The 13,192-nt window shown below is 54.7% G+C and carries 11 protein-coding genes; 4 read left to right on the forward strand and 7 right to left on the reverse strand.

The genetic code is table 11. The annotated features are described in order from the left end of the window. Positions 1 to 3: 3 nt before the first annotated feature. The 4 genes from lepB to traN are packed head-to-tail and all read left to right on the forward strand — an operon-like array spanning position 4 to position 5,541. The gene (gene lepB, locus CC94_RS0110260; protein WP_031430747.1) at positions 4 to 534 is read left to right on the forward strand and encodes a signal peptidase I; all 531 of its coding nucleotides are present in this window, start codon (positions 4 to 6) and stop codon (positions 532 to 534) included. 31 nt (positions 535 to 565) lie between these two features. After that, positions 566 to 1,723: a TrbC family F-type conjugative pilus assembly protein gene (locus CC94_RS0110265; protein ID WP_245619737.1), complete on the forward strand. Its 1,158-nt coding sequence runs from the start codon at positions 566 to 568 to the stop codon at positions 1,721 to 1,723. Continuing rightward, positions 1,720 to 2,751 carry a TraU family protein gene (locus CC94_RS0110270; RefSeq protein WP_031430750.1) on the forward strand — a complete coding sequence of 344 codons (1,032 nt, stop codon included), beginning with the start codon at positions 1,720 to 1,722 and terminating at the stop codon, positions 2,749 to 2,751. The genes CC94_RS0110265 and CC94_RS0110270 overlap by 4 nt, the downstream gene beginning before the upstream one ends. A 39-nt stretch (positions 2,752 to 2,790) precedes the next feature. After that, the gene (traN, locus tag CC94_RS0110275) at positions 2,791 to 5,541 is read left to right on the forward strand and encodes a conjugal transfer mating pair stabilization protein TraN (RefSeq protein ID WP_281174009.1); all 2,751 of its coding nucleotides are present in this window, start codon (positions 2,791 to 2,793) and stop codon (positions 5,539 to 5,541) included. A gap of 107 nt (positions 5,542 to 5,648) precedes the next feature. On the opposite strand, the gene CC94_RS0110280 is transcribed toward traN, so the two are convergent. The 7 genes from CC94_RS0110280 to CC94_RS0110310 form a co-directional block, all read right to left on the reverse strand. Next, positions 5,649 to 6,398 carry an HNH endonuclease gene (locus tag CC94_RS0110280; RefSeq protein WP_031430754.1) on the reverse strand — a complete coding sequence of 250 codons (750 nt, stop codon included), beginning with the start codon at positions 6,396 to 6,398 and terminating at the stop codon, positions 5,649 to 5,651. Between the two features lie 19 nt (positions 6,399 to 6,417). Beyond that, complete coding sequence (locus CC94_RS0110285; RefSeq protein WP_031430756.1) at positions 6,418 to 6,915, reverse strand: hypothetical protein; 498 nt, start codon at positions 6,913 to 6,915, stop codon at positions 6,418 to 6,420. Continuing rightward, positions 6,912 to 7,403 carry a type II toxin-antitoxin system HicB family antitoxin gene (locus tag CC94_RS21455; protein ID WP_051911462.1) on the reverse strand — a complete coding sequence of 164 codons (492 nt, stop codon included), beginning with the start codon at positions 7,401 to 7,403 and terminating at the stop codon, positions 6,912 to 6,914. The genes CC94_RS0110285 and CC94_RS21455 overlap by 4 nt, the downstream gene beginning before the upstream one ends. Continuing rightward, positions 7,400 to 7,696: a type II toxin-antitoxin system HicA family toxin gene (locus CC94_RS0110295; RefSeq protein WP_031430757.1), complete on the reverse strand. Its 297-nt coding sequence runs from the start codon at positions 7,694 to 7,696 to the stop codon at positions 7,400 to 7,402. Before CC94_RS0110295 ends, CC94_RS21455 begins: the two co-directional genes overlap by 4 nt. A gap of 313 nt (positions 7,697 to 8,009) precedes the next feature. Beyond that, a complete protein-coding gene (locus CC94_RS24280; RefSeq protein ID WP_215731674.1) occupies positions 8,010 to 8,492 on the reverse strand; it encodes a hypothetical protein in 483 nt (160 codons plus the stop codon). 2 nt (positions 8,493 to 8,494) lie between these two features. Continuing rightward, positions 8,495 to 9,208: a DUF3800 domain-containing protein gene (locus tag CC94_RS0110305; protein ID WP_031430759.1), complete on the reverse strand. Its 714-nt coding sequence runs from the start codon at positions 9,206 to 9,208 to the stop codon at positions 8,495 to 8,497. Then, the gene (locus tag CC94_RS0110310; protein WP_031430760.1) at positions 9,205 to 13,185 is read right to left on the reverse strand and encodes an Eco57I restriction-modification methylase domain-containing protein; all 3,981 of its coding nucleotides are present in this window, start codon (positions 13,183 to 13,185) and stop codon (positions 9,205 to 9,207) included. The genes CC94_RS0110305 and CC94_RS0110310 overlap by 4 nt, the downstream gene beginning before the upstream one ends. Positions 13,186 to 13,192: the final 7 nt, after the last annotated feature.

Genomic DNA, 13,192 nt, shown 5'->3' on the forward strand with positions numbered 1-13,192 from the left:
GTCATGAGACCAAAGACATCCTTTCGAAGCATTCGGCCCAAGGTCCCGCTCGGGCCGTTTCTGCTGAAAGCCTTGCCGCTTCTGATTCTGCTGTTGGCCGTGGAGCATTACATCGGCCAGCGGTTTTTGATCGGCGGCGATGATCAGGTCGACCGCTGTTTGCCGGATAAGCGCATTTATCTCATCGATACCTACAACAAGGACATCTGGCGCGGCGATTTGATCGCCTTTCGGGCGGAACGCATGAAACCGTATTTCAAGGACGGCCAGATCATCGTCAAGATCGCTGCCGGTGTCACCGGCGATCATGTCCAGGTCGATAGCCGTCAAACCCGGATTAACGGGGCCGTCATTATTGAAGGGCTGCCGCTGGCCGAGAAACTCAGAAAATCGCCGTCCGCCTTCAAACGCGACGAAACCATCCCGACGGCCGCGTATTGGGTTACGGGTTTAACGCCGAAAAGTTTCGATTCGCGTTACTGGGGATACGTCTATGACCACCAGGTGATTGGCCGGGCTTATGCGATCTTTTAAGCACGCGCGGCAATCACGTTCGGTGCGCCGGATGAGCGGATTCATCATGCTGGCGACTTTGTTGATTCAGACTGTCGCACATGGCGAAGAGGACTGGCTGGCCCGATCGCAACACATTCTCGATCGTCTGGAAGGGCAGCCTCGGCCTGCCTGGCTGGACAGCAATCCTTATCAGGCCGAAGCCAACGGGCAAGCGATGGACCTTGTTAACGCCTCAAAATCCAAAGCCTTGGCTGCGATGCCCGATGGACTGGCAACCCAGCCACAAGGCAAACCGGTGCGGGTGGTGTTCGTCTCGTTCTCGCTGGGGGGGCCGGTGCTCAAGGGTATCTTTCAGGAAGCCTCGGGTCAGGAGGATGTGTTGCTGGTCTTCCGTGGCCCCAAACCCCGGCAAAAGCTGCCGGGATTTTTCGCCGACTTGAAAGTGCTATTGAAAGACATCGAGCCCCTTCCGAATATCGTGATCGACCCGACCCGCTTTCAGAGATGGAAGGTGACTACCGTCCCCGAAATCGTCGTCGAGGCGCAGGGCAGGGCGCTGGTTCGTGTCAAGGGAGTGACCAGTCTCGATTGGTTAAAGTCGCGCCAGAATGCCGGACGCCAGGGCGATTTGGGACGCTTCGGCGAGGTGTATGACATTGCCGAAATCGATCTGCTCGAAGCCATCAAAAGCCGATTGGCTACGCTGGATGGGCCGCGTATGAGGCAGCAGGCCATGGCCCGGTTTTGGGAAAAACGCCAATTCGAAGTGTTGCCGGCGTCCCGGGAAGATCGGGACCGACTCATTGATCTGACCGTCACCGCGCCTCGGGATTTGGTGGCGCCCAACGGCAATCTGATCATTCGTGCCGGACACGCCGTCAATCCCCTGGACCAGATGGCGTTTGGGCTGTGCCTGATCGTCTTCGATGCCACCCAAAAAGCCCAGGTCGATACCGTCAAGCAGATGTCCTGCCGGGACAAGAACTCACGCGTCCTGTATCTAGCGACGCAACTGTCTCGTGAGAACGGCTGGGAGGGCTTAAAAAGTCTGGAAACAATGCTCGATGCGCCGGTGTATTTGCTGACGCCCGATGTGCGTCAGCGTTTTCAGTTGCAGCAGGTGCCGGCCGTGGTCGAACAGGCCGGCAACCGGATCGTCGTCCGGGAACGCAAAGTCCTAAAACCGGCGGTAGGAGCTCGGTCATGAAACGGCCAGCTCCAGCATGGCTGTTGGGGTTGCTTTTGTGCCTGGCGGTCGCCGGCCATGCCGAGACGACGAGCAAAGCGATGGATCCGCTCTGCGCCGATGCCGAGCTGTGGTCCGGCAAACTGATCACCGATATTTGCTGGAGCTGTTTGTTTCCGATCCGTGCGGCCGGGGCATCGCTCGGAGGCGGAAACGTGCCGAGTATCGCGACCGATCAGAAGTTTTGCTTCTGTACCGATCCTTTGGGGCTGCCGCAATTGGGCATGACCGTCGGGCTATGGAATCCGGCCCGGCTGATCGAAGTGGTCAGAAATCCCTGGTGCTCACCTGCCTTGGGCGGGCACACGTTCAGCGCCTCGAAAGTGCGTTTGATCGCGACCACCGGCAAGGCCGATTTCGATGCCAGCGAGATGTCGTTTTTCAATTACCACTACTTCGCGTTTCCGCTCACCATTCTGCTGGATCTGTTTTGGGATGATCGTTGTAACGCCGACGGCTACCGGGATTTCGATCTGCTGTATGTTTCAGAACTCGACCCCACCTGGAACAGCGATCTGCTGGCGTTTTTCACCAGTCCCGAAACGGCGCTGTTTGCCAATCCGGCGGCCATCGCCGCCTGTGTCGCCGATGCAGCCGCCGCCGCGACCGGCAATCCGCTCGATGCTCTGTTCTGGTGTGCCGGCGCCTGGGGGCACATGTATCCCTTGTCCGGGATTTCACCGACCAGCTACGGCACCGATCCGCGCATTTCCAGTTTACTGGCCACCCGGGCGACGGCGGCCTTGCATCGCCGGGGACTGGCCTGGAAGACCTCGGGGAACGACGCCTTGTGCGGCGGGTTGATTTATCCCTTCATCCCGAAATCCCAATACCGGCTCAGCATGTTTTATCCGGTCGCGGAAACCGAATCCAATCATGCGATCGGCGAAACCACCTTCACCTGGGGAGCAGGGCGTACCTTCCCCGGCCCCGGAGAAGATCATCTTTATATCCTATGGCGCTGGCAGGACTGCTGCGTGGGACTTTAGATGGGTTTGGGCGCGTTTTTTGATCGTCATCTCAGGTTGATGCGCTCGCTCGCCATGACACTGAGTGTCACCATGGTCTGGACGCCGTTCGCTGTGACCTGGGCGGATCCCATGCAGGCCGCGGGCAGCGAAGGGCAGCAAACCGGGCAGCAAATAGTGGGGGCTTTCCAGTTTCCCGTGGATGCCGGCAATGGCACGATGACGTTGAATCCCGGCACGACGCAGGAAAGCTCGATTAATGTCAGCACCCTGTTTCCGGATGCGAACAGTAATAACAGTGTCACGGCCAACCTCACCCGTCTGTATGGCAATAACCCCGGCACGATCGCCGCAGGTCTCAATGCCCAAACGATCTTGAACGGAGAACCCAGCGCCACCGGCGAAGCCTATCGCACCCTCATCAACAATGCGCACCAATCGCATCCGGACTTACAAAATGATCCGCTCTGGAAAGCCGGCGATCAGGTGTTTGCCGATTTTACGCCGTGGGCAGCGTCGTTCTCGGACTGCACGACCACCACGACCCAAACCACGACCACGCAGCCGGTTCACATTCCCGACTATCAGTTGTGTTTAAGGCAGCCGACCGTGCCGCAGAACTGTACCGCAACGCATGAGGTGAAAGTCGAGCCGCTGCTCAGCTACGTTTCGGGAAATGGCGGATTGTCCAGTTGCGGGCCGGGCTGCATGGATTTATATGTCGGCGTGGTCGGTGACAATTACTGGTCGGCCGGCTGCGCCGTATTCAGCTGGCAGGTCACTTACCATGTGCTGCATCCCGAGGCGATTGTCAGCGCTACTTTGGAGGATGTCGAGTTCGACGATCATGCCCGGGTTTACTATGGCGGCAGCCTGATTTATACCGGTTCTACCGGCTGGGGAGGTTCTTGTGAACTCAGCAACAGCTGGGTCGATCATCCCAACAAGGATGTCTCGTATGCGTTTAACAGTACCGGCAACAAGGTCTTTCGGCAGGATACGATGGTCGGCGGCAATGGCGAAGGCTATTCGCGCATCCGCCTTCGTTACGACTTGTCGAAACTGATGACCCAGGACGAGTGGAGCTGGAACGGTCCGAATTGTCAGAATCTCGCCAGCGCCATTACCGATGGCATTTGCCAAGCGGGCAGCCAGCTCAGCTGTACCAACGATCCGGCCAACGCATCCGGATGTTACGTCGATCCGGTGTCGCAAGTGATGGTGTGCGAGTCGGATCTGGCCATGGCGCCGGTGGCCGCTTCCGCAGGGATTCGCAATACCTGTATGAGCATCACCGCGGCCGGACAGTGCGATCTGAACAGCACCGGGCAATGCTGGACGGACTCGGCGGGCACGCATTGTCTGTCGCCGCCCGACGCGGGAACCCCGAGCACGGCGTGCGCTGATCTGGAGAGCCAGGGCTGTGCCTTCATCAAAAGCCAATGCCTGGACACCTTGGCCTCGGGTACCTGCTGGGATAGTGTGGATACCTATGACTGCGGCCAAGAGGCCGGCATTCCCGGCATTCAAAGCAGCACGCAACAGCAATGCTCAGGTCCGATTCGTTGCATGGGTGAAGATTGCATTGCCGTGAATCGGACGCAAAGTCAGGATTTTACCCAGGCGCTGGCGTTGCTCAATACGGCCCAGCAAATGGCGATGGATTTGAGTTGCGATTATGCCAACGCCGAGCTGCAACAAAAAGATCCCAGTTCCTGCGAGGTATTCAAAGGCGAAGACGCCAGTTGCAAAATGGTCGGCGGTGTGGTGACCCTGGTCGATTGTTGCAAAACGCCCGCCGGCAGTATGGGGCTGAGTCAATACATCGATTTGATCCTGGCTACCAGTCAACTGGACAATGCGGTGATGCGCATGGATGCCACCTCTGCGGTGCGGGGCGTTTGGGAAACCCTGCGGACGCCCTTTTCCGTGGCAGGGGAGGCCTGGAACAGTTTTCAGGCCGATTTCGCCTCGACCGTCAATGATCTGGTCGGCACCGACATGCTGAGCACCACCGATATCGCTTCGCAAGGTTTGCTGGATTCATTGAAAGGCGAATTGATGAAAACGGTGGCGGAATGGATCGGCAGCACCTTTGGGGAAGCGGCCGGCAATGCGCTGTTCAGCGCCGGGGGGCAAGTGGCGTTTGATTCACTGGGCAACCTGACGCCGGCCGCGCAATCGGGAGGCGTTCAATTGGGGGGCGGAGCGGCATTTGCAGGGACGATGTTAAGCACGCTGATGGCCGCCTACACGGCGGTCATGATCGCGATCATGATCATCCAGATTGTCTGGTCGTGCGAGATTCCGGAATACGAACTGGCGGCCAAGAAACAGCTGAAAGTCTGTAAGGACTTGGGTACCTATTGCGATAGTAAGGACCCGATTACAGGACTCTGCCTGATTCGTAAGGAAAGCTACTGCTGCTACAACACGCCGCTGGCAAGGATCCTGAACGAACAAATCAAACCGCAACTGGGCATGGGCTTTGGTACCGCTGAAGCGCCCGATTGCACCGGCATGAAAGTCGATGATCTGGACAAGGTCGATTGGACTCAGGTCAATCTGGACGAATGGCTGGGACTCTTGGCGCAAACCCAGCATTTACCGACGGCGGAAAATGCCGCGTCGATGCTCAATCTCGACCAATTGACCGGCACTGGCAGCCGACTCAATCCTCAACGGTATGGTGCCGTCACTGGTAACCGGCAAGACACCTTGACCCGTACCCAAGGCCGCATGACCGAGTTGGATGTGCCTACGGTCAAACGGCAAGCCGAACTGGAAGGCTGGGGCATGGGGCCGCAATAACCGGCCCCGAAACGATCAAGCGTTGACCGCATCTTTAAAGGCTTTGCCTGGTTTTAAAATTTTTTTTGCGGCAGCACTCGTAATCTTTTGGCTGACTATGCAATTCTTTAAACCAGCAGTAAACGCCTGTGATAGTGAAGGTACGGCAAATGTTCTTCAGCTAGCCAACGCAAACAAAGATTTTGATTAAGCCTCAGCCCCAAGCGTTGTTCCATAGTCAAACGCGGCGAGACAAGCATTGCCCCGTTATCGTCAAAACTAATCAGAAAACAGTCAAACATTGCATCCAGGTTGGCTACGAGCAAAAAGCCGTTAAAGACATCCAGACGCTCGGCATCGTTGTCGCAATCGGCCCAGGGCTTAGCGTGGCTGGCCCGCAGAACTTCGGGAACGGAGATACCGGTAACCGAACAGGCCTGCCCCCAGTAATCCATCATTGCGTTGCGGAAGGTATTTTGCCCGATACGCTGCCGCACCATGCGTTCGATCTCGGTTCCGTTGGGTGGAAGCTTGGCCAGCGTTTTTTGAACTTCGGCCTCGTAATCGATTTCGGCTTGATTAGGTAGCGATTGGGCCAATGCCGCTGCTCGACTCAGCAATTGCGCCAGCAAATCGATGCTTGGAGCGATAAACTGGCCTTGACTGCATTCAACTCCCGGAAAGCTTCTTTTAAGCTCGTGCGTTAACAAGCCGGCAGGCAGTTTTAAGAGCCAAATACGGTTCTCAACGATAATTTTGACTTGGACTCGATGCCGGGCGGAGCCTAATACAATAGCATTGTCCTGGTCAGGCAAGACATTCTCAAAACCGTGCTCTCGCCCCGCTTTCTCAATCAGTATTCGTTCGAGCGGGTTCATGCCAAGCTCACATCCGTGATCACTCTGGTTTTTCGCCCGTTGTGGGGGATTTTTCCTGATGCCGATTGTGGGCTAACTGCATGGTCGGTAACACGAATCTCGGCAAATGCATGCGCCCGCACTGGCTCATCAAAAATTCGCGCCAGTAGGGCCATACGTGATAACTGGCGTTTTTTAGCGCGTATTCGTCGATGCACGCTTGTTCCAATGCTTCATCCGCCGTGTATTCGGCGATATATTCAGCCTCGATAACTGCCTTTACAGAGTCGATTTCATTTTCAACGCGAGGGTCTACTAAACGCGCCCCCAACTCGATAAACACCCGTACCAGCCATTGCGATTCGTCAATTTCCGCTAATTGTGTCTGTTTAACACCGTGTTTGGTCTGGGTGACCAATTGCTCAATCTCCTGGTCGTATTTGGGTTCAAAGTCGCCGACACATTGAGCGATGGAAGACCTTTGATAAACGTCATGAATACGCAGCGTATCGATCGCTTTTTGCAAGTCAGCGTTCATGAACCGTATCTCAACGTAGGCTCATGAACGGAGAATGATGTTGAAATCGAACGTAAATATGACGGGCGTTGCCGTTTTCCGACTTGCGGCATGGGATGGGATTGCCATATATTTCCGCTATTTCGTTCTTCTCCGGCCTGCGCATAGCCGGCGTAATAGTTCAGAATATTGGTCAAATGCTGATTCAAGCTGACCCCTTCCTTATCGGCGGCCTGAGCGAGCGAACGATGCAGGCTTTTGGCCAAACGCAATGTCACGCGGCCGCTGTAATCGTCTGCCGGAATCATCGGGGCTGGCATGGCCTTGCCTTGTGCAGCCAACATTTCCGCCGTTACTTCAATGGTGTCGATCGCAAGCGCATACGCTTCCTCAAAGCTGTCGGCGTATTCGGCGACGTCGGGCAATTCGGCGACGCGCGCTTCATAGCAATGTTCGCCATCGAACCAGCCTTTACGCACGGTAATATTATAATTTGATGCATCGATCATGATGTTTTCTCCAGATAAGCCTCAAGTTCGTCGTGGTACTGCTTGAGAACTTGAATAATTTTGCCTATGTAAGCAGGCTTGATTTCGGGGTTTTTGCCGTGACCGCAGTTGAACGATGAGCTCAAAAATGAAGGCAGCCCTCGATGGACAAAGATTTTATGCCCACCTCGGTTGCCATCGCGTACCTCGAAGCCCAAGCTTTGCAATAAGCTTTTCACCTCTTCACAGCATAAATTGGTCTTACGCTGCTGTAGTTGTTCTATTGTTTTTTGAATGTCTAGTTTAGCATTCATTGTGACACCGTATATAGTGTCATGTTCAAATATTTCATAACCATATCTTTCGGTTTAAGGGTAACTAACTGTTCTAAAAGGTTTTCCAGTCACAAGGATTCTGAGTATTTGGTTCTGTATTAGCTACTTCAAGGTCAACTTTACGGCATAATCATAAGAAGGCTGCTCAGGACTAGCTAATCTCAGCTCGGTCATTGACAAGTAGCTAGTTACCCCTCATACTTTGCTCATCTCATCAGCCAAAGGCTGAAGGAGTTGAGCCAACGCCATGTGCGTTGGCTTTTTTTATTTGTAGGGCCAATGTTCAATAGCCCTACAAAATGCGGTTTTCATATTTTTTCAGTAGTTTAATACGTGCGTTGTCATAGTTTACATAATACGCTGTGATCAATCGCCGTTGCCCATTTTTGTATTTTTTCATCACGATCAGATAATCGTGGTCCTTAAGCCACACATATGTGCGGATGTCCTTGTTACCCTCTTCGTAGTCCCAATGCAAAACTTCGGGTTCCGGCAAATTGTTCAGCATTGGCCGCGCCCACGGCAATCTTTCTGAGCGTCTAAAGTCCGGAAAGCGATTGCCTGACTTTGGCGGGTCTTCCCGCTCGACCAAATGCCAAAAAATTTCCTCTTTATCACGGTCTTTTTGAGGGAAAAACCAAATTGGATAACCGGAATAATTAGCTGGATTATCGATAAAGTCGCGTTTAAACAACGCATACAGCGATTCCATCAGCGCCTCAGACCACGGCGACATCTCGAACATCGGCGGCAACCACCCGGGTAGCTGGTACATGATTACACCCGCTGCGGTTGGAAAACAAAAAGATTCAATTTTTGTTCAAAAAGCGGTGTGGTATACAACAACGAACGCCCTAAACGTTGCTCTAGTCGATCGATTACCGCCAATTTGGCGTTGTTGGAGGACAGATTGCGATGCCTGTAACTGATGGCGCCTGTGATGAGATCGGCGACCTGCATCAACTCCATTTCATGGGAATGGGTATTTTGCAGATGATGGATCATCTGGCTGGTAAAGTCATAGACGTTATTACAAAGCACTTCATGCAATTTTTTTAGCTTAAGGCGGCTGCGGGTATCTTTGATGTCTAAGTAGATGTCATATTGGCAATCAGGACTTAGAATCTTGTTCAGCAACGAAAAAATCATCTTGTAGTAAAACAGGTCATGGTTGCCTTGATTGAATTGCTGATGATTGAGCAGATGCTTGTTTTGTACCACCAAGCCTCGGTAATGCAAAGGTTGCTCGGCCAGAAACCAATCGACCAATTCGATATAAAAATCCTGTTTGGCTTCCGACACCTTGGCCCATTTGAGTTCGCCTCGTGCATGATGCCGGGTTTTTATGTCCCGCAACTCTTGGGAAAGCCGCCGAGCTTCATCTTTCGGGCACCACACGGCTCCAAAAGCCATGATCGGCATGCCGTCATTTTCTAAATGGCATGACTCATCGATATATACATTAAATAAAGGGTTGCTGTTAATCGTCATGACACGAGTTCCCCGTTTTCAAGTCTATCCCAAGCTTCCAGCACCAAGCGGCGGGTGCGGTATTCGCCGAATTCCTTGAGTTCGTTGTTTTTGAGCACGCGGAAGGTTTCGGAGGGGTAGTCGTCGCCCATTACGTCGGCGGGGTCGAGGATGTAACGCAGTTCGTCGCGGGTCAGGCCGTAGGCTTTGGCGTACCGGGCGTCGAGTTCGGCGCGGAGTTGGGCGCGTCGATCGCGATCGAAGGCGAATGGCGGGCCGTCGTAGCCGAGGTCTTGTGCCCAGGGTTGCAGGTCGTGGGCGGTGTAGGTCAGTTCCAAAACGCGGGGGACGATGAAATTGAGGTCGGATTCCGTGTAGAAGTCGGGAGGTAAAACTGGTATCTGCTTGTAATAGCCAAATGTCATGTTTGTGCCACCTAATTTTTGTCTGACAATATAATCAAAAACTAGTGAAGTCATATTCGCTAAAAATGCGGTGGCCTTATTAGGGGATTCTGACAATAACCATAAAGGCATGGAATGACCCACAGCATACATTGGCATTACCGAAGATATAAATGTGCGCTCGTCAGTGCTCCTGGCAATATTCCGCCAACCCATTAACCAATTACGCACCCATCCCTTATCACGCAAACGCTGCTCGACTTCCGTCTTATCCACCCAATAACGTGGCGTCACCGGAAAAGCAGGATTCTGCTTTTCTGCCAAACTAACATCTGACGACACATCCTTGCTATCTTCAAGCCGATAACTGGCCCAGCGATGATCAAACTGGTGGATCATCTTGGCTTCGTACAGAGGTAGTTTGTTTTCGTCGGCAGTGTCGGCAAATAAATGGCTGTCGCCAGACATATGAAACATCGTCATGAAACGAATGCCCCAGGGATTTTGCTCCGGCTCCTTGCCGCGCATCTCTCGTATCAATACCGGCACGCGCTGGTAAACCTTGCGGGTCAATTCCGCATCCATCCGCGAGCGGAACACAGGACAGGTCAGTGTATTTGGGTTGATGCGGCTGAAATCCTCGGCACTCAAAGCGAAGCGGCGGCGGCTGTCGGCCAGTTGCTCGGTCTGGGTCAGGAAAAAGGCGAATTCGGCTTGTTCCGTTTTGCCCAGGGTCAGCAGGCAGAACTTATAGCTACGATGAACACCAGGGAAAATAGCGTCGCGGTTTTCGAAATCAAACAGGCTTGCCAGACGCTCACTTTGCGCGATATGGCCGAAATAGGCTTTGGTGGAATCGTCGGTCGCTATGCCGGTCGGTACGATGAAGCCGGCGCGGCCCTTTTCTGACGTAATCTGGGTGATGGATTCCGCAAACAACGCATAGGTGTTGACGTCGCCGACGCCGGTTAGCGGATAACGCCCGCCGTCTTCGCCTTTGACATGGGCGAACACGCTGGCGGCTTCGGCGGTGCGGCGGGCGTTGATGAAGTCCTGATACAAACGCTGCTCCGCTTCGCATTCATGCGGTGCGTGTTGAAATTCTGGATACAACTGCTGCCCCAATATGCCTTGCGCCAGCCAATCGATGCGCTTGCCGCGTTCGGCCTTGTTTTTGGCTTCCGCGACGTGGCGGTTTCGGGTCGCGAAAAACTCTTCCTCCTGCAGTTTGATGCGCTCCCATGGCGGATTGCCCAGCACGCAATCGAAGCCGCCCTTGGCGAACACTTGCGGAAACGCCAGCGGCCAATGCAGGACGCGTGCCGATGCGCACAATTGCCGCGCCGCTTGCAATCGTTCTTTTTGATGCACTTCCGCCAGCTCCTCGGCGGCTTGATCGGTAAACAGCTCCAAATACAGGTTTTGGCTGGTCGGGGTCGTGATTTTGGCATCGGCATCCGCCTTCGGCGCCAGGAAGGCGCCGATTAACAGATCGGCCGCATGGCCCAGGCGGTGTTCCTTGGCGTGTTGCAGGAAATCGCGGTAAGCGGCTTCCTTGGCGGCGATTTCGGCGGCCGTGGCGTCCGGCAGATTTTCGATTGCTTCGAGTTCGGATAATCCGGAAGCATCGTCTATAGCAATGTCCAGGTTGCGGTTGTTTTTGAGTTTTCCGAACGCTTTGAGCCCTTCCTTATTGGCATTCGCAATCGCCTTGCATATGACCTTGTCGTTGCCGGACAAGGGTTTGAAGGCGGCGTCCGGGATACCGGATTGCAGTTGTTTCAGATCGGTCAGACCAATCAGTGCATCGCCGCAAAGCAAATGGTGATCCAAAAACGATAGCGCTAAGCCTTCTTCGAAACCTTCCAGCCATAACGCTGTTCGGGCCAGTTCAATCGCCATTGGGTTGCGGTCGACGCCGAAGATACATTTGCTGATCACTTCGCGCAGTGCATGGCGGTAGTCTTGCGGTCTGACCGCGCCTTCCGGTGCGCGCAGTGCCGCCAAACGTTCGGCCAGACGACGTGCAGCCGCCAATAAAAAATGGCCGCTGCCACAAGCCGGATCGATGACTTTGATGCTGAGGAGTGCGGCGGTCGGGTTTTCCAGATTGCTGCCCAAGCGGTCTTCGATCACAGGATCGAGCGCAGATTTAATCAACTCCTGCACCAGACTGTCCGGCGTGTAGTAACTGCCCGTGGTCTTGCGCGCATTGCCCTGAGTGCTGCCTTCGCTGGTCAAGCCGACAAAACCGAAGCGGCGGGCGGGAATGTCGACTTCCGGCACCAGTTCGAGCAGACTCTCATAAACCGAACCCAGTTCTTCCGGCCCCATGTTGCGGTAATCGACCGGCGCGAGGTTGCCGTTGATGTTGGACCAGCGCATTTGTCTGATGGTATCCAGCAAATTGGCGTTGCTGAGGCTGGCGGCATCCAAATCCGGGCATTGATTGACGGCGAACAGGCCGCCCAGCGCCGGCAAGGCCAAACGCGGCTCGCCCTGCGCGAGGCTGCGAAAGATGATACGCAGCGCTTGCCAGTGATCGTCGAACGGAGTACGGGCGCGGCGGCGCAGGCACCGATCCCGTAACCGGGAGAGCGCATAGCCTTCGGCATAGGCTTTGCGGGCGGTGATGGCTTGCGGATTGTCGTCGTCGGTATGCAGCACGCCGCGTTCTTCGACGGTGAACAGGAAAATCAGCCGATACACCAGGCGCAACAGTTGCTGAAAATAGTCTTCCTTGCTCAAACGGCCCTCCAGCAAATCCAGACGCAAGCTGTCGTTGGTCGGATGCTGAATAAAACCGTTACCCAGATTGATCAATGCCTCGGTCACGCCCTGACGCAGGCCGTCGCGAAGGCGGGTGCCTTCGCGCTGGCCTTCGTTGCGCCAGGCTTCCCAGATACAGTCTCCAGCGACACCAACACGACTGGCGTGCAGGATGCGCCAGGCCATTTCAAACTCGGCAAAACGACCGCCGCCGAGCATGTCCTGCAGGTCAAACTCCAAAAAACTGGGACGGGTCAGCGTGGCGGCATCGCGGAGCAGGCGCACCTGCTTGCCGTTGCTGACTAGCGCCCAGAGATGCTGACTGCTGGCGTTCAGAAATTCCTGCGCCACCTGGAACGGGCTTTTTTTGCGCGCGCCACTTCCGGCAACAACAAAACGCGGATCGGGTTCATCCAGGCCGAGATTATGCGGGGCGATGACGACGGGAACGCTGCCGCCGGCAAATGCGCTGATCGGATAATAACGGTCGCCCGCGCTCACGCCGGAAATCGGCTCGACGGATTGATAAGCCAAGGCGTCGCGCAACAGCTCTTGGACGAACTTGACGGTAACGGCGTGGGCGTCGACATCCAAGCGTTCCAGATTAGGAGAGAAATGTTTCCACTGCGCGGAGGCGATCTGGAAAGCCCGGCTGTATTCGTCCCTGAGTTTAAGGCCCGCCGGAATGCGATAATCAGCTTCAGTTTGTAGCGTCGCTTTACCAAGGGCGGCTTTTTCGAGTTGATCGGGTAAAAATAGGCTGCCTTCCAGGTGCAGGGTCGGCAAATTGAGTAAAGAGGCATGGTTTTTTCGAACGCGTTTCATCCAGTTT

The sequence above is a fragment of the Methylomicrobium agile genome (assembly GCF_000733855.1).
GTDB classification, from domain to species: Bacteria; Pseudomonadota; Gammaproteobacteria; order Methylococcales; family Methylomonadaceae; genus Methylomicrobium; species Methylomicrobium agile.

Coding starts and splice junctions, on each gene's coding strand:
- lepB (WP_031430747.1), top strand. CDS start 4: ATGAGACCAAAGACATCCTTTCGAAGCATTCGGCCCAAGGTCCCGCTC.
- CC94_RS0110265 (WP_245619737.1), top strand. CDS start 566: ATGAGCGGATTCATCATGCTGGCGACTTTGTTGATTCAGACTGTCGCA.
- CC94_RS0110270 (WP_031430750.1), top strand. CDS start 1,720: ATGAAACGGCCAGCTCCAGCATGGCTGTTGGGGTTGCTTTTGTGCCTG.
- traN (WP_281174009.1), top strand. CDS start 2,791: ATGCGCTCGCTCGCCATGACACTGAGTGTCACCATGGTCTGGACGCCG.
- CC94_RS0110280 (WP_031430754.1), bottom strand. CDS start 6,398: ATGAACCCGCTCGAACGAATACTGATTGAGAAAGCGGGGCGAGAGCAC.
- CC94_RS0110285 (WP_031430756.1), bottom strand. CDS start 6,915: ATGAACGCTGACTTGCAAAAAGCGATCGATACGCTGCGTATTCATGAC.
- CC94_RS21455 (WP_051911462.1), bottom strand. CDS start 7,403: ATGATCGATGCATCAAATTATAATATTACCGTGCGTAAAGGCTGGTTC.
- CC94_RS0110295 (WP_031430757.1), bottom strand. CDS start 7,696: ATGAATGCTAAACTAGACATTCAAAAAACAATAGAACAACTACAGCAG.
- CC94_RS24280 (WP_215731674.1), bottom strand. CDS start 8,492: ATGTACCAGCTACCCGGGTGGTTGCCGCCGATGTTCGAGATGTCGCCG.
- CC94_RS0110305 (WP_031430759.1), bottom strand. CDS start 9,208: ATGACGATTAACAGCAACCCTTTATTTAATGTATATATCGATGAGTCA.
- CC94_RS0110310 (WP_031430760.1), bottom strand. CDS start 13,185: ATGAAACGCGTTCGAAAAAACCATGCCTCTTTACTCAATTTGCCGACC.